Genomic DNA, 21,476 nt, shown 5'->3' with positions numbered 1-21,476 from the left:
ATCTCTTCTATAGGCCGAATTGAAATCTCTCATTGACAACTAATTCTAACCCAGAATGTTGATTTTCTCGACCTTTATTTGCACGGTTCAACAGGTGGACCAGAAATCAGAGTATCTTGACGACGACGATCGATATGTCATCCTGCAGCGTGGTGCTTTTGGCGTATCGTGCCACATCCCGCAAGACCCCCTCGAGTATCTTTTCTGCAGACTCCCCATGCATTTTATCGAGAAGATCGCACAGCCTCCCCATACCGTACAGTTCTCCTGCCTCGTTCTGGGCCTCGGTAATCCCATCGGTATACATGAGAAGGATGTCGCCCGGTGAAAGCTGGACTTCCTTTTCCTCGAATTCGACTACCCGATGTATGCCGAGGATGAGCCCTTCCGCATCCAGTTCCAGGCAGGAGGGCATACCCCGGCGAAAGAGAAGCGGCTGGTTATGTCCCGCATTGGCGTAGATAAGGCGACGAGTAGTGGTTTCGAATGTCACATAAAACATGGTAATGAAGAGTTCGGCACGACTCAGATCGTCATGGAGCAGGTCGTTCAGAGCCGTGAGGATTTCGCTCGGGCTGTTCTTCGACCGCACCTCGGCACGGAGGACCGTGCGGGTCTCCGCCATAATGAGAGCTGCCCCCACGCTATGGCCGGAAACGTCGGCGATGACGATGTCGATAGACTTGTCTTTAGGAAAGAAATCGTAATAGTCTCCTCCCACATGGGCGGCGGGGATACAGCGGCAGGCGAACTGCATCCCTGTAATTTCAGGGGGATTGTCGGGGAGGAGCGATAGCTGGATCTGCTTGGCAATCTCCATATCGCGAAGTACCCGGGCGTTTTCCAGTTGTGCCAGTTCTTTTTCCAGGCGTTCCTTGTCCTTTGCCCGGATCTCCGCATCGATCCTGATCGCCTGGGCCAGTTGCCCTGCGAGGCTAGTGAGCAGCTTGAGGAAAGGGGGGGTAAACTGTCCGATAATGGAACGGGAGAAAACGGAAAGCACCCCGAGAGGCGCTTCACCTTCCCGTGCTATGGGGATATGGGCGAAGGATTTGATTCCATCACGAGCCAGCAGTTCCCGTGATTCCGGTTTGGCATTGTTTTCGGTATCGTTGAGAAAGCTTGGCCGGTTCCCCAGAAGGGCGTCACCGAGATAGGTGTTTATGTCGGGGGATGTGCTCCGGTCGATGATGGTGGATATGTGTTCTCCCCGGTAACTCTTGACCACCAGCAGGTTATGGTCCCCAAGGAGACGTATGATGACCAGGTCGAACTTGAACTCTTTTCGCACCAGGTCCAGCAGGTCATCCATGATTATCTGCAGGTCGAGGGTCCGGTTCATGATTTCCGAGGCTCGCAAGCGGACAAAGAGGTTTTCACTGCTCTCGTTGAGGTCTGCCCGGACCTTGCTGTAGATGTCGTAGACCGATTCCATCCTGGAACCTATGTCCGACAGGTAGCTCTCCACGATGGCACCCGCGGCGGCGGCTCCCACTGAACCGGCGAGGGTCTTTTCCACGAATCGTTTGAGATTGGGAAGTTCGAATTCCGACACCCCTCCCTTTTCGTCTATTTCCCGGTCTCCCAGATATTCGCTGATGGATGCGTGGGCCTGATGTTCACCGATAAATTTGGTCATCAGGTTGACAAACTGGATGATGGTGACCGGTTTGGAAAAACGCTTGGCTTCCCAGGGGGCGTCCTGACGGTGAAGGGTGAAGACATCAACGAATTTGCGGACCTGCTCCTTTTCCCGATCATTCTGCGGCAGGATGATGGAGCAGGCCAGGTAGCCGCCTATGTTCAGCAGCAGGCTCCAGAACAGGGCATTTGTCCAGATGTCGAAACCGCTCAGGCCGAACAGCTCGGTCGGTTTGAGGATCCCGATGCCGAACGGCCCCTTCTCCAGAATGCTACTCTGCCACCAGCCGGACTTCACCAGGGAAGGGAGCAGCAGCGTGTAAAACCAGACAACAAATCCAAGAAAGATGCCGGTTATGGCTCCCGACTTGTTTCCCCTCCGCCAGTAGAGTCCACCGATAAGCGCCGGTGCGAACTGTATGACGGCGGCAAAGGAGATCAAGCCGATGTTGACCAGCATGTAGGTCTCGCCTACGATCTGCTGGTAGGTATAGCCGAGGAAGACCACGAGGAAAATTCCCAGGCGCTTGAGGTTGATGAGCATCATGGGAAACCAGCTTCTCGGCTTGAACCTGACCACGATCGGCATCAGCAGATGATTGAGGAACATGGTGGAGATGGCCACCGATTCGACCATGACCATGCCTGCAGCTGCCGAAAATCCACCGAGGAATGCCATGAGCGCCAGCCATGAATGGCCGCTTTTCAATGGCAACGTAAGAACGAAATAGTCGGCGCCAAGGATATCGCCGGAATAGAGAATCCCCCCCAGTGCTATGGGTATCACGAACATGTTGATGAGGAACATGTAGGCGGGAAACATCCACATGGCCTTCTTGATATGCTCTTCGCTGGAGTTTTCGATGACCATGATGTGGAACTGCCGCGGTAAAAGGATGATGGCCCCCATGGAGAGGCAGATCATGGAGAACCAGTTGGAATAGGAGGTCTCCCCCGCATCCCCGAAGGTGACCAAGTGTCCGAGTGTCTCCCCTTTTACCGCCATCCGCGAAAAGATGTCGCCAAAACCGTCAAAAAGTCCGTAGGTGACGTAGATTCCGACGCTGATGAATGCCACAAGTTTCAGGATGGACTCGGCTGCGATGGCGGCCACGAGACCTTCGTGCCGTTCCGACGAAACCAGGCGTCTGGCGCCGAAAATGACTCCGAAGATACTGAAAAAGAGGGCGGCAAAAAAGCTTGTGTGGATGGAAAACGGGTAGTTGCCGTGCAGGAAGGGGAGCTGCATGTAGGGATAGCCGCAGATTATGTCGAAGGTGGAGGATACCGCCTTGAGCTGAAGGGCGATATAGGGCATGATACCGACAATGGCGATGAAGGTGATTAGAGCGCCCAGCCACTGTGACTTTCCGTAGCGGGAGCTGATGAAGTCCGCGATTGACGTTATGTTGTTTTCTTTGCTGATCCTGACGATTTTACGCAGCAGAAACCACCAGGAAAAGGCGGTGAGTGTCGGGCCCAGATAGATGAGGCTGAAATCGAGGCCGGTGGTGGCTGCCCGCCCAACGCTGCCGTAATAGGTCCAGGTGGTAAGATAGACGGCAATGGAAAGGACGTAGATATAGGGGTTAGAGATGATACTCTTCCCCTGGGTTTTCCGCCGGTCTGCATAGTAGGCAATCGTGACGAGCAACAGCACGTAAAGGAGTGCCGCTCCCACGACGAGTTCAATGCTGAGGATCAATGGTGCTCCCCTCTGTCGTCCTCGTCTTCAGGCAGGTCAATGGCTTTGGTGTAGAGGTAGATGACGAATATGGAAACCAGCCAGCCGATCTGGAGGTAAATGAAGAGCAGGGGGATATGATACGCCTGATACGGTTTGTTGAAGATGGTGATAAAGGGGTGATTCATCATGATTATTCCCAGGATGAAGAAGATCACCCATGATTCCCGTAGCCGCAGACGTTTCAGTATCAATAGTTTTAGTTTTGGCCACATTCAGAGTAACCTCATACCTTTGAGAACCTCATCTACGGCATCCACGATGGGACGGGAACAGTCAGCGACAATGAGCATTCCTTCTTCTTCATCCGGTGTTTCGAATTCGTCCCGTTGCCGATGGAACAATTCCCACCTTCCGTCCGAAATTTCTTCCCCGTTCACAGCCCGTGCCTCGAGCCGTTGCCGGATAATCGTTTCGGGACATTCGGTCCTGATTATGACGAAGGGGACCTTGAACTGTTCTGCCAGTGCACGGAACGACGAGCGGTCGCTCTTTCTGCGGAAGGTTGCGTCGATCACAACGCTCCGCCCCTTCTTGAGGGCTTTTTCACCTCTGTTCAGTAATGCCGAATAGGTAGCTTCGTTGAATGACTGGCCGTAAATCCCCGCGCCGTAGTCATCTTTCCTGTGTACTTGCGGGGGGATGGCGGCGATTTCTTTGCGGACGGTGTCCGAACTGGCCGTCTCTACCCCCAGTTCAAAGGCGAGCTCACGTGCCAGGGCAGTTTTGCCACTTCCCATCAGTCCACAGGTGATGAACAGGGTTGGCTGTAGCGTCTGGCGGAGGATATACCCCCTGGCAAGACGGAAATAGCGGATGGCCTTTCCCCTCGCCTCCTGTTTTGCTTCTGCCGTTATCTGTTGATCGAGAAGCCTGAAGCTCTCTACCTTCCCTCTGACGAAGGCGCGGTATACCTTGTAGAAGTCCAGAACCTGCGCGGCTCCCCGGTCTCCGGTTGCACCGGCGTATGCTTCCAGAAAGATATCGGCGAGGAACTTCCTGTTGTGAAAGTCCAGTTCCATCAGGAGGAAGGCGATGTCCGCCGCGGTATCTCCATACCGGAAGCGGCTGTTGAACTCGATGCAATCGAAGATGCAGACCTTCTCGGTCAGGCAGATGTTTTCCGGATGAATATCGCCGTCACAGTCCTTGATGAACCCCCCTGCGATCCTGTCGGCAAAAAGTTCCCCCTTGTCGGTGAGAAACCGGTTAACCCATTCTCTTATCACCAGCAGGTCCTGTTTAGCCAGTGAAATAGTGATGAATTCGGCTGTCTGCTGGAAGTTTTCCTCCCAGTTGCGCCGTATCGCCTCGGTGCTGCCAAAGGTGTCGATCTCCCCCCCTCTCTCGGCGTTCTGATGAAATGCGGCAATGGCGAGGGCGATCTTGCGCATATCTTCGGCGCCGACCTTGCCTTCTCTCAAAAGCCGGTCCAGCATCCGCTCCGCGGGCAGCCGCTTCATCTTCACCGCGTAGTCGATAATTTTCCCGTCACCGCAGAAAGCCGCTCCGTCCCTAGTTTCGCGAACTTCCACCACTCCCAGGTAGATGTCGGGGCAGAGGCGGCGGTTGAGACGAACCTCTTCATCGCAGTAGAAACGGCGGCGGTCCAGGGTGGTGAAGTCCAGAAAGCCGAAGTCGACCGGCTTCTTCACCTTGTAGACAAGGGTGTCGGTTATGAATAGAAATGAAACATGGGTCTGGAGTACCTCAACTGTACTTGTCGGTTCAGGATACGCCGAGGTCTTCAGTAGTGCACTGACAACCCATGGTTCCATGTGGACATTCCTTAACACTATGATTTTACATTAAAATGTATCACAAGAGACTGCGTACGCAAGAAGCAACTAAATTGCACCTGATTTGTTTGACGGTTGTAGCGAAGTATGCTAGTTTTTTAAAGTATTGGCTAACAAGTCGGTTTCAGTGGTGAAAGGTTCGTTAACCTGTCTATGCATCCCGCCATGATTGTTCTTGCCCTGCGCCTTGCAGTCAACTGCCAGGGGGAAATTGCGACACAGTAAAACGTAATAATTCATTGTCTTAAAAGGAATTTATTATGTTTAAAAGTTTTGCCGCAAGGACAACTGCGACGATGGCGTTGATCGTGGCCGGAATTATTGTTGTCGGCACGGTTCTTTTCTACTCGGTCATCAAGACCGATGTGATAAACGAGACGATACATTACGCCACCAGATTGGCAGACACTATCATAAAGTCCACCCGTTATGCCATGCTCACGTCGGACAGGGTCACCCTGGGTAATATGATCGACAATATCGGCGAGCAGGAAGGGGTGGAGCATGTGCAGATATTCAATAAAAAAGGGTTGATCGCGTTTTCTTCTCAGCACGGGGAGATTAACCGCTTTGTAGACAAGAAGGCGGCCGGTTGTATCGGATGCCATGCCGGGCCGATTGCCGCCACCATGATGGGGCGCATGGAACAGGCCAGACGATACGTGAACGGACAGGGGAAGAATGTTCTTGCCATAACGGCGCCGATCTACAATGAGCCGGACTGCTCCAGCGCTCTCTGCCATGTCCACCCCGCCGAACAGAAAGTTCTCGGTACGCTGGATATCGGCCTCTTTGAAGAACCATTGCAAAAAGGGCTGGTGGTCATGCGGCGCAGGTTGACGGCCTTTTGTATCATCCTTCTGGTGGTGGCTTGTGCTGCTATCTTTATAGTCCTCAAAACCCTTCTGCCGGATCGGTCGAGGGATTCCCAGTCCTCGTAAAGAAGACCCGGGGCTGGCATTTAATCACGGTTCTCGCGATCCGTTACAAAAGCAAAAGCAGCTGCTGTTGACATTATCAGGAAGTCACATGAAAAAAGCATTACTAGCAACACTCGTTCTTTCCTCACTACTGTCTGCCTGCGCGGCAGGCCAGATCAGAAACGATGATGTTTCGGCCTCCTCTCCCCACACAACGCTGAATATCAGTGACTCACGGGCCATGTATATCTTTTCCCTGGCCCGTATTCATGTCCTGGATGGCGATCTGGATGGTGCTCTGACACTCATGCTTGCTGCCGCGGAAGCCGACCCGAAGGGGGCTTATCTCCAGACAGCAATCGCAACCGTGTACTCAAGGATGAACCGTTACCAGGATGCCCTGGATGCCTGCGAGAGAGCGATCACACTTGACCCGCAGAGTGCGGAGCCCCACATTCTGGCCGGTAGCATCCTCGTCGGAATGAAGCGGGACCGGGAGGCGAGTCTCCACTACAAACGGGCGATCGAAATCGATCCGGCCAAGGAGGAGGTATACCTTCAACTGGCGGTGGTGTATGTGAAACTGTTCGAATACGAAGAGGCGGTAAAGACCCTCAAGGAACTTCTCAAGGCAGTTCCCGATTCACCCTTGGGTAATTATTACCTCGGCAAGACCTATGACCAGATGAAGCTTTCGAAAGAGGCGATCGGTTATTACCGGAAAGCGGTCGAGCTAAAACCGGATTTCGAACAGGCCCTTCTCGACATGGCTATCAGCCAGGAGACCCAAGGGCTTTACAGCGAAGCCATTGCCTCCTACCGACAGCTTCTGGAGGTCAATCCCCTCAATTATAATGTCATTCACCATCTGATACAGCTCTACATCCAGCAGCAGCGCCTGGAGGATGCACTTGCACTCCTTTCTAAAATCAAACACTCGGGGGTAAGCACACTGGACGTCCAGCGGAAGATCGGTCTGATCTATCTGGAGCTGGAACGATATGATGAAGCCATTGCCGAGTTCAATGACATTCTTGCAAAGGAACCGGAGGCATATCAGGTCCGCTTCTACCTCGCATCTGCCTACGAGGAGATAGCGGATGACGAAAAGGCGATCGCCGAATTTGCTAAAATCCCGCGGGATACCGCCAACTATATCGATGCCCAGATACACACCGCCTATCTCTACAAAGATGGGGGGGAACCGGCCCGTGGTCTGGAAGTTCTCAACACTCTCATAGCGGCTTACCCGGACAAGATTGAGACCTATCTCAATCTAGCAGGCTACTACGATTCCCTCGACAAGCCAGAGGATGGGCTCAAGCGCCTGATCGACGTGGAAGACCGCTTTCCGAATGATCCCCGGCTGCAGTTTCGTCTCGGGATTCTCTATGACAAGGTGGGGAAGAAGGAAGAGTCGATCGCCCGGATGAAGAAGGTCTTGACACTGGTGCCCGATGATGCCCAGGCCCTCAATTACCTGGGATACACCTATGCCGAACTCGGGATCAATCTGGACCAGGCGCTCCAGTACCTGACCAGAGCGGTGACCCTGCGTCCCGACGACGGCTTCATCCTCGACAGTCTGGGGTGGGTATACTTCAAGCTCAAGCGGTATGATGATGCTATCGACCAGTTGGAGAAGGCGTTGACGCTTGTGGACGACGATGCCACCGTAACTGCGCATCTCGCCGATGTCTATTATGCCCGGCATGATATACGCAAGGCGCTTACTCTCTACCGCAAGGCCCTCAAGCTGGACCCGGAACGTCGGGATGTGGCGGATCGGATCAGGAAAATCAGGGCGGAGATCGGCGAAAAATGAATCGCTGCCGGCTGGTCTGCCTGGTATCGCTTCTCTTTTCCCTGGTCGCTTGTCATGAAGAGAAACAGGCATCTTCGTCCCCTCGACCACCCGGCAAAGCCAGCTATGGAGATGCCATCGTTGTCGGTTCCATCGGAGAACCTTCGACCCTTCTCCCCCTGCTGGCCTCCGACAGTGCGTCCCGGGATGTGGCCGGGGAAATATACAACGGCCTGGTCAGATACGACAAGAACCTGAAGCTGGAAGGGGACCTGGCCGAGAGGTGGGAGATTTCCCGCGACGGGCTGACCATTACCTTTCACCTGCGCAAGGGAGTGAAGTGGCACGATGGCCAACCGTTCACCTCCCGCGACGTCCTCTACACCTATCGGATCACCATCGACCCCAAAACCCCCACTGCCTATGCCGAAGATTTCAAACAGGTGAAGCGAGCGGAAGCGCCTGACCCCTTTACGTTCAGGGTTACCTATGCAAAGCCGTTTGCTCCGGCCCTGGAATCGTGGGGGGTGGCGATCCTTCCGGCCCACCTCCTGGAGGGTAAGGATATCACCAAGAGCGAACTGGCCCGCCAACCGGTCGGGACCGGTCCATACCGCATCAAGGAGTGGGTTGCCGGCCAGAAGCTCGTGCTGGAATCCAACCACGACTATTACGAGGGACGGCCGTACATCGATCGCTATGTCTACCGGATCATCCCCGATACAGCAACCATGTATATGGAACTCAAGGCGGGCGGGCTCGATATGATGGGCCTCACGCCGGTCCAGTACCAGCGGCAGACTACCACGAATGAGTTCCTTTCCCGCTTTAACAAGTATCGCTATCCCGCTTCTGCCTACACCTATTTGGGGTACAACCTCCGCCATCCGCTGTTCAGCGACCGGCGGGTCCGGCAGGCCCTCACGTCGGCCATCAACAAGGACGAGATCGTCCAGGGGGTGCAACTCGGCATGGGGCAGGTGGCCCACGGCCCCTACAAGCCGGGAACCTGGCCCTACAATCCGAAGGTGAAGGACTTTCCCTACGACCCCGCCCGGGCACGGGTTCTCCTGGCTGAAGCGGGATGGCGCGAGAGGAATGGGGACGGCATCCTCGTGAAGGACGGCAAACCTTTTTCCTTCACCATCCTCACCAACCAGGGGAACGACCAGCGGCTGAAGTGCGCCCTCATCATCCAACAGCGGCTGAAGAAGGTCGGCATCGAGGTCAAGATCAGGACCATCGAATGGGCTTCCTTCCTCAAGAATTTCATCGACAAGGGGGATTTCCAGGCAGTCCTTCTTGGGTGGACCATCGGCCAGGATCCAGACCTTTACGACGTCTGGCATTCCAGCAAGACCGGCCCCAAGGAGCTCAACTTCGTCGGCTACAAAAATGCGGAAATGGACCGGCTCATCGAACGGGGAAGGGGGACCTTCGACCAAGAGGAACGACGGCGCTGTTACTTCCGCATCCAGGAGATACTGGCGGAGGACCAGCCCTATACCTTCCTTTATGTTCCCGATGCCCTGCCGGTAGTGAGCGCGCGGTTCAGGGGGATAGAGCCGGCACCGGCGGGAATCATGCATAATTTTATCAGGTGGTATGTGCCGAAGAACGAGCAGGTCTACTGATGCTCTCCTACCTTGCCAAACGTCTGCTGCTGATGATTCCGCTCCTCGTCGGCATAACCATCATCACCTTCGGGGTTATCCACCTTGCCCCCGGGGAACCGGTGGAGATGCAGGTGGCCATGAACCCCAAGGTGTCTGCCGAGGCCCGGGAGCGGCTGCGTAAATTTTACGAGTTGGACAAGCCGCTCCACGTCCAGTACGGCAAGTGGGTCTCCCGGTTAGTGCGGCTCGATTTCGGCAGGTCGTTTGCTCCCGACGGACGTCCCGTCATCACCAAGATACGGGAGCGTCTGCCGGTCACCATCTCCCTCAACTTGATTGTTCTCATCCTTGAATTCGCCCTTGCCATCCCCATCGGTGTCATGGCCGCCACCCATCGTGACGGTCCCCTCGACCGCTGGACTACGGTCTTTGTTTTTCTCGGTTTTGCAACGCCGCTCTTCTGGTTGAGTCTCATCCTCATGTATCTTTTCGGCGTCAAGCTCGGCTGGCTCCCTATCTCCGGCCTCCACTCCCTTGGGTACGAGGTCCACGGCCTCTGGTGGCAAGTGGGGGATTTGACAAAACATCTCGTCATACCCATCAGTGTTGCGACCTTCGGCAGCCTGGCCGGTCTGTCCCGCTACATGAGGACCGGCATGATCGAGGTGCTCGGGCAGGATTACATCATGACCGCCCGGGCCAAAGGACTGCCGGAGCGGGTCGTCATCTACCGGCATGCCCTGCGGAACGCGCTCCTGCCGGCCATCACCATTCTTGGCCTTTCGGTGCCGGGCCTCATCGGCGGCAGCGTCATTTTCGAGAGTATCTTCGCCATTCCCGGCATGGGTAAGCTTTTCATGGATGGTGTCATGGCCCGTGACTACCCGTTGGTCATGGGTGTGCTGGTCATCGGTGCCGTGTTGACCCTGCTCGGCAACCTGCTGGCAGACCTGGCCTACGCTGTTGCCGATCCCCGCATCAGGCATGGTCGGGAGCGTGCATTATGACGCGGCGTGACAGTTACCTGCAGGACGTGGTCTGGCGGCGGTTCCGGGCAAACCGGTTCGCCATGGCCGGAGGTATGGTGGTGGTCGCTCTGTTTGTCCTGTCGATCCTGGCCCCGTTCATCACCCCCTATGAACCGAACTCACTCGACGCCTACCATGTACTGCTTCCCCCGTCGTTTGCCCACTGGTTCGGTACCGATGAGGTAGGGCGTGACGTCTTCACCCGCATGCTCTACGGCGCCCAGATATCCCTCAAGGTCGGTTTCGTCGCCATTGGCATCGCCACCTTAATCGGCACTGTCGTCGGTCTTGTGGCCGGCTATTACGGCGGCTGGTTGGACAGCCTGTTGATGCGGTTTGTCGACATTATGTTCTGCTTCCCGACCTTTTTCCTGATTCTGGCGGTGATTGCCCTCCTGGAGCCCTCCATCTGGTATATCATGCTCATCATCGGCCTTACGGGATGGATGGGGGTAGCCCGTCTGGTGCGGGCCGAAGTCCTTTCCATCAGGGAACGGGATTATGTCCTGGCGGCCCGGGTGATCGGCTGTTCCGACCTGCGCATCATCTTTCGCCATATCCTCCCCAACGCCGTTGGCCCCGTGCTGGTTTATGCCACTCTTGGCATCGCCGGTGCCATCCTGACCGAATCCTCCCTCTCTTTTCTCGGCATTGGCGTCCCTCCCCCTACGCCAAGCTGGGGGAATATCCTGGCGTCAGGCAAGGAGTTCCTCGAGTTTGCCTGGTGGCTTTTCCTGTTTCCCGGCCTTGCCATCATGGTCACCGTTCTCTCTTACTACCTGGTGGGAGAGGGGATTCGGGACGCTATCGACCCACGATTCAGCTCACGAAGGTGATAAACCGGACCCCCCATTCTTTCCACATTGATATTTCTCGCAAACAGAGGTAGCGCATCATGTCAGCCAGTTATGATACTTCGATGAACCGGACGGGAGAACTGAAGATCAACAAAAAGGATTTCGACCAGGAAACCCTGGATGACTCCCTTCGCGTCGACCGTCTCTGCCAGGATATCCTGCGGTGTTTTTACGATGCACTCCTGGAAGGGGGGCTCTCTCCCGAAGAGGCGACGCGCATGGCGAATGGCGCCGATTACTACATCCGTGATTTCGTTGTGGACAACCGGGCACGCAACATATTTGACGAACGGCCCGGCCTGGTGCGCCAGTTTGCGGCAAACTGGTACATCGTGAGCACCATCGAACCGGATGTTGCCCAGCTTGGCCAGTACCTGGACGGAATCCTCGCCTTTTACCGGTATCTCCATGACCACAAGCTCGTTTCCGCTCGTTTTCTTCGGCAGGTCGAGCAGGAATGCGGCGATCTGGCCTTCTACGAACGCCGGATCGAGGAGTTCTGGGCCATTAAAGGGGACGGATATGTCGCGTGGGAAAAGGCCTGCAGTCTCAAGGAGGATTAACGGTGCCAGAGCAATGGGAAACGGTAATAGGTAAGCTGGAGCGGTTCCTGGCGAAGGCGGAGGTTCTCATGGACCGGTATGGGGTGCCCGAGCCGCTGGATGAGGCGCTTTTTGCCAGTTGCCAGGCGTTCCGCTGGGAGGGGAGGGGAGAGTCCGGCCGACTCGTACCGGTCCGGCATCCCCACCTGGTCGATCTGGACGATCTGGTGGGGGTTGATATGGCCAAAACGGAGCTGGTGCGTAACACCGCTCAGTTCGTGGCTGGTAAACCTGCCAACAACGTTCTTCTTTGGGGGGAGAGGGGGACCGGTAAATCCTCCTGCGTCAAAGGCCTCCTGCAGCTTTTTGCCGCGCACGGGCTGCGTCTGATCGAGGTGGAGCGGGGAGAACTTCTGAGCCTGCCACGGATATCTTCCCTTATCCGTGGTGTGCCCTACCGGTTCATCATTTTCTGCGACGATCTCTCTTTCGCTGCGGGGGACGCTTCCTACCAGGAGCTGAAGACCCTTCTCGATGGCGGCATCGAGGCGCGTCCCGGCAATATGCTCATCTATGCCACCTCCAACCGTCGCCACCTCATGCCGGAACCGATGGCGGACAACCTGCGGGAAGAGATCCATCCGGAGGACGCGGTTGCCGATAAGCTCTCCCTGGCCGACCGGTTCGGCCTTACTCTCAGTTTTTATCCGTTCAGCCAGGAAACGTACCTTGCGGTCGTTGAGCATCATGCAGACCTCTTGGGGCTTTCCATCGACCGGGACGACCTACGGCGGGAAGCGCTCCGGTGGGCGCTTTACAAGGGACAACGGTCCGGCAGGGCGGCGCGCCAGTTCATCGACGATCTGGCGGGGAGGCTTGACGCATGACACGAAAGCCGTTTTCAACAGAGGCCATCCGTACCATAAAGCCGGTGGATCCATGCGGGACCGCTTCACCTGAAGGGCCGGATATCGACAAGCCCCCCTGCTGAGGCCCCAAGACACCCGCGGTCAGCGGGTCCATCGACGAGAACGTTCCCGGCTTCATCCGCTGGCTGGAGACACCGGCCGGGCAGGTGCCGGTCGTTTCTTCCACGCTTCGTTTCCGCGACCGTTTAGGCGCCTGGAAGGCACGCTGGGGAATCGGCCGGATGTCGTACCTGGTGCCGCCGGGACTCTACGCCATCGGTAACCCCGGCCCGACCGACCCGGTGACGGTCACTGCCAACTACAAGATGAGCTATGATCTGGTACGGCAGGCTCTTGAGGGGCGAAACATCTGGCTCCTCGTACTGGAGACGCATGGCATCAACGTCTGGTGCGCGGCGGGGAAGGGAACCTTCGGCACGGGGGAGGTGGTGCGCCGGGTTGAGGCGAGCGGCCTGGCACGGGTGGTGACGCACCGCACTCTCCTTCTCCCACTCCTCGGCGCGGCCGGGGTCAAGGCACTGGAGGTCCAGCAGCGGACCGGGTTCACCGCCAGGTTCAGCACCATCCGGATTGACGACCTCCCCGTGTACCTCGACAACGACCAGCAGGCTACCCCGGCCATGGGAGAACTTACCTTCACCGCGGCTGAGCGACTGGTGCTCGTTCCCGTCGAGTTGGTTTCCGCCCTCAAGGGCTCCCTTCCCATCCTTGCCGGACTCTATCTGCTGGGAGGGATACGGCTTGGCTTTGCTGCTCCGGCCGCCTTTCTCCCCCTTGTGGCCTGGCTGGGGGCCATCCTGGCGGGGGCTGTAGCGACGCCGCTTCTCCTGCCGTGGCTGCCGACGTCAAGCTTCGCGGTCAAGGGAGCGCTGGTCGGTTTCCTCTGGGCCCTGCTCTTTTCGCTCCTTACCGGTACGGGAAGCCTGCTGGAACAGGTGCCACTGTTCCTTGCCATGCCGGCGGTGAGCGCCTTTTTCTCCCTCAATTTCACCGGCAGTACCCCCTTTACCTCCCGCTCCGGCGTGAAGAAGGAGATGCGCATCTCCCTGCCGCTCATGGCCGGGGCCGTCCTCGTCGGCGCTGTGGCATGGGTTGCGGTGATATTCGGGGCCTTCCAGTAACGATTGGAGAGACACCATGAAAGGTTTCAGTTATCTGAAAAACGTGGCAACCCTGGAGTTGGATAAAGATACCTGCATCGGCTGCGGGATGTGCACGGTGGTTTGTCCCCACCAGGTGTTCGCTCTCGAAGGGGAAAAGGCGGTCATCCGCGCCTTCGATGCCTGCATGGAGTGTGGCGCCTGCGCCCTCAACTGTCCGGTCAAGGCAATACGGGTGGATGCAGGGGTCGGTTGCGCGGCGGGGATGATCAACGAATGGCTCGACAGCCTTAACCTGCGTCGTCGAGGAGACGGTTGCTGCTGAAGTCGCCTGCAGACTGCGTCAAACCTGCTGATGAGCAGAAATAGAAATTGACGCGCTAGATGAAAAATGCTAATTAGACACGACTCAACTATCTATCTTGGAGGGTTGCATATGAAAGGAATGGGAAGAACTGTAGTCATGCTTTGTGCCGGTGTTGTCCTGGCTGCCTGGAGCGCCGCCGCGGTTGCGTCCGGCGGTGGGGCCGGCATTTCTGCCGATGAGGCCTGGCAGAAGCTGGTCGATGGAAACAAGAGATATCTTGAAAGCAAGATGGGCGCCTGCACCGAGAGCACCCCGTCGGCACGTGAAGCTCTGACGAAGGGGCAGAAGCCTTACGCTATAATCCTTTCCTGCTCCGATTCCCGCGTCCCCCCCGAAATCATCTTCGACAAGAGCATGGGTGAAATCTTCGTCATCCGGGTTGCCGGCAACGTTCCCGATCCCATAGTTCTCGGCAGCATCGAGTATGCTGCCGAACATCTCGGCTCGCCTCTGATCGTGGTGCTCGGCCATGAGCGCTGCGGTGCGGTAACTGCCGCCGTCGATGCGAAAGGGAAACCGGAGGGGAATATCGGCGCCATTATCAAGGAGATTGCGCCGGCCGTGAAGCAGGCGCGGAAGGAAGCGGCAGGCAAGGAGAAAGCGGAACTGGTGGAAACCGCCATCGACGACAACATCCGTCTCGTGGCCGCCACTATTCCGAAAAAATCTCCGGTCATCAGACACATGCTCAAGGAAGGGAAGGTCAAGATCGTAACTGCAAAGTATGACCTGGATGACGGCAAAGTGACAAGGATGGATGCGAAATAGCCGATGCATTCAGCTGGCAGAGCACAAGCAGACAAAACCCGCTCCTGAAAAGGGCGGGTTTTGTGTTTCGCCAGCAGTTGTGGCGTTATCGTTGCAGCGTGTCTTTGACAAACGGCCAAACAATGATAAACAGCTTATAGACATTGCACATATTCAGGACCGAGGTGATATCCATGAAAAATCTGGTGATGGTGCTCGTTGGTGTACTGGTGCTGGCATCTTCTTCAATGGTTTTTGCAGCAGGAAGGGCGTATGTGGGTGGCTCAGTGGGAGCATTTATTCCCCAAGACAGCCACGTTACCTTCAATGACGGTACTCAGGAGCAGGAATCGTTCAATACGGGGTATGTAATTACCGGATTCGGCGGTTATGCCTTTGACAGTGGCCTTCGCGTGGAGGGAGAATTGGCGTACCGGGAGGCGGAATTTGACAAAGGGACCGATACGTTTGGCAACAGAGTCAACCTTCACGGATCCCTGTGGGCGTTCAGCGGAATGGCGAATCTTTTTTATGACATCAGAACCACTACAAACGTGACCCCCTATCTGGGCGGGGGGATCGGTTTCGCGACCGTTGGCCATGACAGCGACTGGGGATACGGGTATAACCAGTACTACGGCTATTATTACCGGGATTCAGAGGACAAGACCGTCTTTGCTTATCAGGCGGGCGGAGGCCTGAACATCGATCTTAACAGGGTGATGGCATTGGATGTGGGGTACCGGTATTTTGCGACCGAGAACGTCCATTTCGATTTTCGAGAGATGGACCTGGCCAGCCACAACGTGACCGTTGGCGTCAAATTCAAATTTTAAACGTTCGCGTCATCTCCGTCCGAATCAAAAGCCGGTGCGATTTTGCACCGGCTTTTTACGTAGCCACGACATCACCGGGTTATATCAAAGTCTTCAGTTCTTCGATCAAATCCAGCAGCACGTCATACCCGTTCTGCCAGAAATCCGGCGCTGCCAGGTCGATGCCGGCGGGTCGTACCGTCGCGGCCGGCGATAGGGAACCGCCGCTGGCGAGAATGGAACGGTAGCAGGGGATGAATGGGGCGCCCTGCTCGAGGTAGTTGCGGTAGAGGGAGAGGACGAGCAGTTCGGCGAAGGTGTAGGAGTAGCAGTAGAAGCGGGCATGAATGAAGTGGGAGATATAGCTCCACCCCCAGCGGTAAGGGTCGATCATGGTGACAGCGTCGCCGTAAAGTTTTCCGTTCTCTTCCCACCAGATATCACCGATGTGGCCGGCGGTCAGGAGTCCCGTGGAACGCTCCCGGTGGAGTCTCTCCTCGAAGCGGGTCAGGACGTTCTGGCGGAAGGTGGTGGCGATGATGTCCTCGATCTTGGCGCAGAGGAGGGCGATTTTTACGGTTGGGTCGCTCTCCCGGGCCAGCAGGTAACGGGTCAGGAGCATCTCCCCGAACACCGACGCGGTTTCGGCAAGGGGAAGCGGTGCATGGTAGTTGACCATGGTCTGTTGCTGGGCAAGGACGAAATGGATACCATGGCCCAGTTCGTGGGCCAGGGTCGCCACGTCCCGCAGGTTGCCGGTGAAGTTGAGGAGGACGTAGGGGGAAAGGTGGGGGGTCATTCCCATGCAGAAGGCGCCACCTCCCTTACCGGGGCGGGGGAGGACGTCGATGCGCCGTTCCCGGAAGAATGCGGCGGCGATGTCGTGGAACTCGGTGGAGAACTCGCCGTAGGCAGCCAGCACCAGTTCCTTTGCTTCGTCGAAAGAATACGTGCGGCTGGTCTCTCCCACCGGCGCATAGATGTCGGTGTTTTTCAGCTGCGGCAGCCCGAGCAGGCGCGCTTTCAGCCTAAAATAGTCCTGGGCCAGCGGGTAATTGGCCTCGCTGACCGTCATGAGACGTTCCACCACCTCCGCCGACAGTTCGTTCCCCAGGTTTGTTGGCTCCATGGGGTAGCGGTAACTGCGCAGCTCCATGTCCTGGCCGTGATCGAGGGCGACGTTGTTGAAGACCGCCGCGTAAACGATCCCGTGCTCGGCGTGACGCTCCAGAAATACGCCGAAGGCCCGTTCACGCACATCGGGCGACGGATTGTGGAGGAGCCCCAGGAGCTCTTCTCCGGTGTATTCCCGTTCTTCCCCATCCACCTGGAACTGGAAGGTGAACGATGCGGAGAGCTCGTCGAACAGCCGGCTGAAGGCTTCGGACCCCGTAAGGCTCTTTTGTTTGAGGAGGCTCTCCTCCCGTTCCGCCAGGGTGTGGGGGCGGAACTTCCGCAGACTGGCCAGGTAATGGCAGTAGCCGGCAAAGCGGGAATCTCCTGTCAGGGCCGCAAACCGGTCATCCGGCAGATGGATGAGTTCCAGATCGAAGAAGAGGAGTTCCCGGCCCATCCGGTTGCCGAATTCGGCCGCTCGTTGGGAGAGGCGCTTGACGGTATCGTCACCCGAGTCGGCGGCGAAGAGGAGATAAGCATAGAGCTGGGGCTTGGTGAGGAGTTCTTCAAGTGCCTCGTAGGCGGATAGCGCTTCCAGCAGGGCGACGTCGTCGAGGTCGGCTATTTTACCTTGGTACTGGGTGCGGAAAGCCTCGGCACGGGCGCTGCCGGCGGCAAAATCGGCTTCGAGCTCTGTCGCCGTGGGACCCGGGTAGAGGCGGGTGGTGTCCCAGTGCATGCTGCTTATGTCGGTTGTCATTGGTTTCCTTTCAATAAAAAATGGGAGCGTCAATACGCTCCCATTCTGAATTACCAGAGTCGGAGACAAAATCAATAGAGTTTATTATGAAATTTGCGATGTAATGGAGCTGGGTAAGGATAATCCCATTGCCGGGGCGTGTCAAGGTACGCGGGGGAGAAAACGGTTTGTTCACTGGTCACGCGGCCTGGAGTATGCCGACCACTGCTTCCCGAATCTTGGCGAGCTTGGCCGGTTTTTTCAGCTGAGATACACCGATGTTCTTTATGAAGGAAAGATCTTTAGACCGCGTGGTGCCAGTCAGGAAGAGGAAATGTCTGCCGATGGCCGGATCGATAGAGATGGCCTGACGATAAAATTCGACGCCGTTCATTTCCGGCATCTCCACATCAGAAACGATGGCGTCGAAATGCTTCTGGCGCAGCCGCGCCAGGGCTTCCCTGCCGCTATGGGTGACAACCAGCTTGCCATAGGGCGACATGATGATGGTGAGGAGCCTGGTCATGTCCGGGTCGTCCTCCAGTATCAGGATGCGTTTTTGCCAGAGGGGAGCCAAGTTGCGGATTATCTGCAGATATTCGTCATGTTCAGGCTGTCTCTCAAAGTAATCTTCGATCGTCCGCCGATGGTGTTCGATTTCGGCAACCATCCGCTGAAACACGCGGTCCTCGCCTGCGGCCCAGCCCATCACGTAGAGGAACAGTGAATTCCATTCGGAAAATTCAAGGGCGGCGATGAGTTCTATCATCCCTTTCTTGGTAAGGTGCGGGTCGGCAATGCGGTGTCGGGCTGTTCTCAGAATGCTTTCCATGTTATCACCGGTGACAGAACTGAACTGTTGCTTGAGTTCTTCCAGGGAAGGACAGGTGTCGCTCTCCGCAACGGTATGGAAAAAGTCGCCATGGTCGTTTTCCTGGGCGGCAAGGGTCTTCAGGAAACGGGCAAAGCCGTGATCATCGGCAAAAAGAAGGGAGGCTGTATGGTAGATTGCCGCGATGTCGAGTTCACGCTCTTCCAGCCACGTCAAAAGTTGGTTCATGATTGCTCCTTGCATGTTGCATAACAAATAATAATTAGATTATACCAACATGTACGCTATTTGCCAAGTATATATTGCGGAGAAATTTTTGGATGGATGCAATTTTTTGCAGGACGTGTGTAGCGGATAGAGTGACGAAAGGGTATGAAAGGCTCGTGCTTTAGGCTGCTGGGCGGGGGTCGACCGCCTAACGGCTTGACCGCCAGGCTTTTGAGGTGGTAGCTGGTGATTTAAACTTAGTGTGTGTGGCTTTTAAGAAGAACTTGGTACGGGTATTCCGCCACGGGAGAGCCATTTTTGATCTTCAGCCAAGAGAGATGCAGATGGGTAGGCGAACGTTTTTTGGCGGCATTATAGCCGGTCCTCCCGACAGTGGCAATTTTGTCGCCGGGGTTCACGACTGTGCCGAGGTTGACGGCCAATTCCCGGTTGTGGGCGTAGTAGAGGAGTGAGTCGGTTGCCGGATCGTATATCCACAGGTATTTGCCGCCGCGTAGGTTGCTGCCGGGTTGCCAGTCGGGGGCCATGGCGACAACGATACCGCCGGTCATGGAGAGGACCGGTACGTAGTTGCCGGTACGGTCGTCCCGTTCATCCTGGTTACGGTCATGGATAAAGATGTCGAGGGCGGGGTGGGCCGCATGCCGGTTGCCGGCGAACCAGTCGTAGCCGCGGGGTTCGTAACCATGCCGCCTGCCCCCTGCGATCGCCCGTGGTGTGTAGCCGGCCAGGGGGAAGACCCAGTCGGCGCTGCCGTAATCCTTGCCGCCATGGGTATAGTAGTAATCACGAATGAGTGGAAGGATCCGTTGCACTTCTGTTTTGGCAATCTCTTTTCCAATCAGCCCGTCGCGTACCTGGGTAGTGAGACGGTCGAATTCCATGCAGGCAACACACGATGCTCCGTCCAGGATGACCGGTTGTTGGGCATCGGCTGGTTGCGTGCCGGCGCTGAAGCAGGTGCCTGCATGGAGCATGCTGAGCAGGACAACAAGGATGACGGTAAGCCCGATGTTCAATGTTACGTGAGTCTGCGACATGACGAATCACTCCGGTCGGTCGGTGGTATGCACCTGGTAGGGGTTGGTTGTGTAGGTGCGGAAGGTAACGGTACCCGCGAAGCCGAGAAGCGCCAGGAGACGGTCACGTGTCACCTGGTGGGTGACGAGCGCGAGTGCTTCGACAGGGGGGAACCAACCAACCTCCGGACTTTCAGCGCTTGGTTGCAGGGCCCCCCCCGTATGCCGGGCGATGAAGGTGAAGACAAGAGCGGTAGGGGGGGAAAGCTTCGACCAGACGCAGGCGAGCGGACCCGGTTCAATCATCACGCCGGTCTCCTCACGCACCTCCCGGTGGAGGGCAGCAATAATGCCTTCACCCTCCTCGACCTTTCCCTGGGGAATTTCCCAGCCCCGCTTGTGGTGACGTATGAGAAGTATCTGGTCGGTAGCATCGCGCACCAGGCAACTGACAACGATGTCGTGTCTCGGGTTGTCCATGGAATCTCCCCCTTAGACTCTGATGCATCAATGGTAGCACGGCAGGAACGGGTGTCCACCGCAGTCATCGTTGTGATGATTTAGGCAGTCGCCATTCGCTGACGATTGTGGTAAGGTTACCCGTCCGGGAACAATACAGGGACAGAATGCTCCGTTATCTACCGGGAGGATGGCATGAAACAATTGATTGTGAGATGGATCATAAACAGCACGGCACTCCTTGTCGTTGCCCACCTCGTCTCGGGGGTTTCCCTCGACAACTGGATGACCGTCTTTGCAGCTGCCGTCGTACTCGGACTTCTGAACGCCTTTCTCCGGCCGATCCTCATCTTTCTTACCCTCCCGGTAACGGTCGTCACCCTCGGTCTCTTCACCCTCGTTATCAACGCCTTTCTCTTCTATCTGGCGTCCATGCTGGTCAGGGGATTCCATGTCGCCGGCTTCGGGCAGGCCTTCATTGCCGCATTCGTTTTCAGTATTGTAAGCTTTCTGTTGAGCCTGTTCATCGGATCGAATAACAGCAGGTAGGCAAATGTGCAATCCTGACCGGCGTATGGTCGGCATGCTGACATGGTTCGGAATGGAAAAGGCCTGCGCAAGCGGGCCTTTTTTGTTGTGCAGCGGGGGATATGTGTCTGCACGAGGGGATGGAGCGCCTATTTCCGGCAACAGTCGTCGAGAAACTGCTGCAATGTCCCCTCCGGCACGTTCGCCAGGGCGGCTATCCGCCCGAGCCGCGGGAATGCCCAGGCACTGTCTCCTTCCGCCAGTAACGTGCCGTCGGCGGAATGGATGGTGGAACGGACGTCGGCGTTCCGTTCGTCATGGCTCACGATTATTCCTTCCACCCGAAGTTCCATGTTGGTCGGCACCGGCTTCAGGTAGCGTGTCGTCATTTCCCGGGTGACGCCGAGCCGTCCGATGCGGGCGAACAGCGACCATCCTGCCGCCTCGTCCAGCAGCGTGGCGATTATGCCGCCGTGAACCAGGCCGTCAAAACCGCAGTAGGTATCGGGAATCGTGCAGCTGGTTACGCATCCTTCTTCCGTGTGGAAAAAACGGAGCTGCAATCCCTTGAGGTTCCTGCTCGAACAGCCGAAACAGGAACCGGGCCAGTGCCCCTGAACTTCGTTATTTCCCATGGGAACTCCTC

The 21,476-nt window shown here is 56.5% G+C and carries 20 protein-coding genes; 12 read left to right on the top strand and 8 right to left on the bottom strand.

Features of this window, described 5'->3' with window-relative positions:
- Positions 1–106 precede the first annotated feature (106 nt).
- The 3 genes from LDN04_RS13915 to LDN04_RS13905 are packed head-to-tail and all read right to left on the bottom strand — an operon-like array spanning position 107 to position 5,163.
- Positions 107–3,346: a SpoIIE family protein phosphatase gene (locus LDN04_RS13915; RefSeq protein WP_276572192.1), complete on the bottom strand. Its 3,240-nt coding sequence runs from the start codon at positions 3,344–3,346 to the stop codon at positions 107–109.
- Positions 3,343–3,600: a hypothetical protein gene (locus LDN04_RS13910; RefSeq protein WP_223911787.1), complete on the bottom strand. Its 258-nt coding sequence runs from the start codon at positions 3,598–3,600 to the stop codon at positions 3,343–3,345. Before LDN04_RS13910 ends, LDN04_RS13915 begins: the two co-directional genes overlap by 4 nt.
- Complete coding sequence (locus LDN04_RS13905) at positions 3,601–5,163, bottom strand: bifunctional aminoglycoside phosphotransferase/ATP-binding protein (RefSeq protein WP_223911785.1); 1,563 nt, start codon at positions 5,161–5,163, stop codon at positions 3,601–3,603.
- A gap of 281 nt (positions 5,164–5,444) precedes the next feature.
- Between LDN04_RS13905 and LDN04_RS13900 the strand changes: the two genes are divergently transcribed.
- The 11 genes from LDN04_RS13900 to LDN04_RS13850 all read left to right on the top strand — a co-directional run bounded on the left by LDN04_RS13900 (position 5,445) and on the right by LDN04_RS13850 (position 15,930).
- On the top strand, positions 5,445–6,125 hold the full coding sequence (locus tag LDN04_RS13900) for a HAMP domain-containing protein (protein ID WP_223911782.1): 681 nt from the start codon (positions 5,445–5,447) through the stop codon (positions 6,123–6,125).
- 88 nt (positions 6,126–6,213) lie between these two features.
- Positions 6,214–7,929 (top strand): tetratricopeptide repeat protein, encoded by a 1,716-nt coding sequence (locus LDN04_RS13895; RefSeq protein WP_223911779.1) that lies wholly within the window; start codon positions 6,214–6,216, stop codon positions 7,927–7,929.
- On the top strand, positions 7,926–9,542 hold the full coding sequence (locus LDN04_RS13890; protein ID WP_223911776.1) for a peptide-binding protein: 1,617 nt from the start codon (positions 7,926–7,928) through the stop codon (positions 9,540–9,542). The genes LDN04_RS13895 and LDN04_RS13890 overlap by 4 nt, the downstream gene beginning before the upstream one ends.
- Complete coding sequence (locus LDN04_RS13885; RefSeq protein WP_223911774.1) at positions 9,542–10,531, top strand: ABC transporter permease; 990 nt, start codon at positions 9,542–9,544, stop codon at positions 10,529–10,531. The genes LDN04_RS13890 and LDN04_RS13885 overlap by 1 nt, the downstream gene beginning before the upstream one ends.
- Positions 10,528–11,388 carry an oligopeptide ABC transporter permease gene (gene opp4C / locus LDN04_RS13880; RefSeq protein WP_223911771.1) on the top strand — a complete coding sequence of 287 codons (861 nt, stop codon included), beginning with the start codon at positions 10,528–10,530 and terminating at the stop codon, positions 11,386–11,388. Before LDN04_RS13885 ends, opp4C begins: the two co-directional genes overlap by 4 nt.
- Positions 11,389–11,447: 59 nt before the next feature.
- Positions 11,448–11,972, top strand: a complete 525-nt coding sequence (locus tag LDN04_RS13875; RefSeq protein WP_223911768.1) for a hypothetical protein — start codon at positions 11,448–11,450, stop codon at positions 11,970–11,972.
- Between the two features lie 2 nt (positions 11,973–11,974).
- The gene (locus LDN04_RS13870) at positions 11,975–12,838 is read left to right on the top strand and encodes an ATP-binding protein (protein WP_223911764.1); all 864 of its coding nucleotides are present in this window, start codon (positions 11,975–11,977) and stop codon (positions 12,836–12,838) included.
- Entirely contained in the window at positions 12,835–14,001 is a 1,167-nt protein-coding gene (gene hgcA / locus LDN04_RS13865; protein WP_255573428.1) for a mercury methylation corrinoid protein HgcA, read from the top strand. The genes LDN04_RS13870 and hgcA overlap by 4 nt, the downstream gene beginning before the upstream one ends.
- Positions 14,002–14,017: 16 nt before the next feature.
- Positions 14,018–14,305, top strand: coding sequence for a mercury methylation ferredoxin HgcB (gene hgcB, locus LDN04_RS13860; protein ID WP_223911758.1), 288 nt, complete (start codon positions 14,018–14,020; stop codon positions 14,303–14,305).
- 111 nt (positions 14,306–14,416) lie between these two features.
- Positions 14,417–15,115: a carbonic anhydrase gene (locus LDN04_RS13855; RefSeq protein WP_374045153.1), complete on the top strand. Its 699-nt coding sequence runs from the start codon at positions 14,417–14,419 to the stop codon at positions 15,113–15,115.
- A 173-nt stretch (positions 15,116–15,288) separates the two neighbouring features.
- The gene (locus LDN04_RS13850; protein WP_223911753.1) at positions 15,289–15,930 is read left to right on the top strand and encodes an outer membrane protein; all 642 of its coding nucleotides are present in this window, start codon (positions 15,289–15,291) and stop codon (positions 15,928–15,930) included.
- Between the two features lie 79 nt (positions 15,931–16,009).
- Here LDN04_RS13850 and LDN04_RS13845 read toward each other — a convergent pair whose 3' ends face one another.
- The 4 genes from LDN04_RS13845 to LDN04_RS13830 all read right to left on the bottom strand — a co-directional run bounded on the left by LDN04_RS13845 (position 16,010) and on the right by LDN04_RS13830 (position 20,323).
- A complete protein-coding gene (locus LDN04_RS13845) occupies positions 16,010–17,785 on the bottom strand; it encodes a M3 family oligoendopeptidase (RefSeq protein ID WP_223911750.1) in 1,776 nt (591 codons plus the stop codon).
- A 178-nt stretch (positions 17,786–17,963) separates the two neighbouring features.
- Positions 17,964–18,824 carry a response regulator gene (locus LDN04_RS13840; RefSeq protein ID WP_223911747.1) on the bottom strand — a complete coding sequence of 287 codons (861 nt, stop codon included), beginning with the start codon at positions 18,822–18,824 and terminating at the stop codon, positions 17,964–17,966.
- A gap of 236 nt (positions 18,825–19,060) precedes the next feature.
- On the bottom strand, positions 19,061–19,864 hold the full coding sequence (locus LDN04_RS13835; protein ID WP_223911744.1) for a M23 family metallopeptidase: 804 nt from the start codon (positions 19,862–19,864) through the stop codon (positions 19,061–19,063).
- 6 nt (positions 19,865–19,870) lie between these two features.
- On the bottom strand, positions 19,871–20,323 hold the full coding sequence (locus LDN04_RS13830) for an NUDIX hydrolase (protein ID WP_223911741.1): 453 nt from the start codon (positions 20,321–20,323) through the stop codon (positions 19,871–19,873).
- A gap of 174 nt (positions 20,324–20,497) precedes the next feature.
- Here LDN04_RS13830 and LDN04_RS13825 point away from each other — a divergent pair, with 174 nt between their 5' ends.
- Positions 20,498–20,851 carry a phage holin family protein gene (locus tag LDN04_RS13825; protein ID WP_223911739.1) on the top strand — a complete coding sequence of 118 codons (354 nt, stop codon included), beginning with the start codon at positions 20,498–20,500 and terminating at the stop codon, positions 20,849–20,851.
- A gap of 128 nt (positions 20,852–20,979) precedes the next feature.
- Here the strand turns inward: LDN04_RS13825 and LDN04_RS13820 are convergent, their stop codons facing one another.
- Positions 20,980–21,465, bottom strand: a complete 486-nt coding sequence (locus tag LDN04_RS13820; RefSeq protein WP_223911735.1) for a PaaI family thioesterase — start codon at positions 21,463–21,465, stop codon at positions 20,980–20,982.
- Positions 21,466–21,476: the final 11 nt, after the last annotated feature.

The organism is Geobacter sp. AOG1 (genome assembly GCF_019972315.1).
In the GTDB taxonomy this organism is placed as follows: domain Bacteria; phylum Desulfobacterota; class Desulfuromonadia; order Geobacterales; family Geobacteraceae; genus Geomobilimonas.
Note: the sequence above shows the minus strand (reverse complement) of the source record. Positions and strands in the feature narration are given on the sequence as shown.

Excerpts from the sequence above, each read along its gene's own strand:
- LDN04_RS13910 (WP_223911787.1), bottom strand. The coding sequence starts at position 3,600 with ATGTGGCCAAAACTAAAACTATTGATACTGAAACGTCTGCGGCTACGG.
- LDN04_RS13905 (WP_223911785.1), bottom strand. The coding sequence starts at position 5,163 with ATGGAACCATGGGTTGTCAGTGCACTACTGAAGACCTCGGCGTATCCT.
- LDN04_RS13900 (WP_223911782.1), top strand. The coding sequence starts at position 5,445 with ATGTTTAAAAGTTTTGCCGCAAGGACAACTGCGACGATGGCGTTGATC.
- LDN04_RS13895 (WP_223911779.1), top strand. The coding sequence starts at position 6,214 with ATGAAAAAAGCATTACTAGCAACACTCGTTCTTTCCTCACTACTGTCT.
- LDN04_RS13890 (WP_223911776.1), top strand. The coding sequence starts at position 7,926 with ATGAATCGCTGCCGGCTGGTCTGCCTGGTATCGCTTCTCTTTTCCCTG.
- LDN04_RS13885 (WP_223911774.1), top strand. The coding sequence starts at position 9,542 with ATGCTCTCCTACCTTGCCAAACGTCTGCTGCTGATGATTCCGCTCCTC.
- opp4C (WP_223911771.1), top strand. The coding sequence starts at position 10,528 with ATGACGCGGCGTGACAGTTACCTGCAGGACGTGGTCTGGCGGCGGTTC.
- LDN04_RS13875 (WP_223911768.1), top strand. The coding sequence starts at position 11,448 with ATGTCAGCCAGTTATGATACTTCGATGAACCGGACGGGAGAACTGAAG.
- hgcB (WP_223911758.1), top strand. The coding sequence starts at position 14,018 with ATGAAAGGTTTCAGTTATCTGAAAAACGTGGCAACCCTGGAGTTGGAT.
- LDN04_RS13855 (WP_374045153.1), top strand. The coding sequence starts at position 14,417 with ATGAAAGGAATGGGAAGAACTGTAGTCATGCTTTGTGCCGGTGTTGTC.
- LDN04_RS13850 (WP_223911753.1), top strand. The coding sequence starts at position 15,289 with ATGAAAAATCTGGTGATGGTGCTCGTTGGTGTACTGGTGCTGGCATCT.
- LDN04_RS13845 (WP_223911750.1), bottom strand. The coding sequence starts at position 17,785 with ATGACAACCGACATAAGCAGCATGCACTGGGACACCACCCGCCTCTAC.
- LDN04_RS13840 (WP_223911747.1), bottom strand. The coding sequence starts at position 18,824 with ATGAACCAACTTTTGACGTGGCTGGAAGAGCGTGAACTCGACATCGCG.
- LDN04_RS13835 (WP_223911744.1), bottom strand. The coding sequence starts at position 19,864 with ATGTCGCAGACTCACGTAACATTGAACATCGGGCTTACCGTCATCCTT.
- LDN04_RS13830 (WP_223911741.1), bottom strand. The coding sequence starts at position 20,323 with ATGGACAACCCGAGACACGACATCGTTGTCAGTTGCCTGGTGCGCGAT.
- LDN04_RS13825 (WP_223911739.1), top strand. The coding sequence starts at position 20,498 with ATGAAACAATTGATTGTGAGATGGATCATAAACAGCACGGCACTCCTT.
- LDN04_RS13820 (WP_223911735.1), bottom strand. The coding sequence starts at position 21,465 with ATGGGAAATAACGAAGTTCAGGGGCACTGGCCCGGTTCCTGTTTCGGC.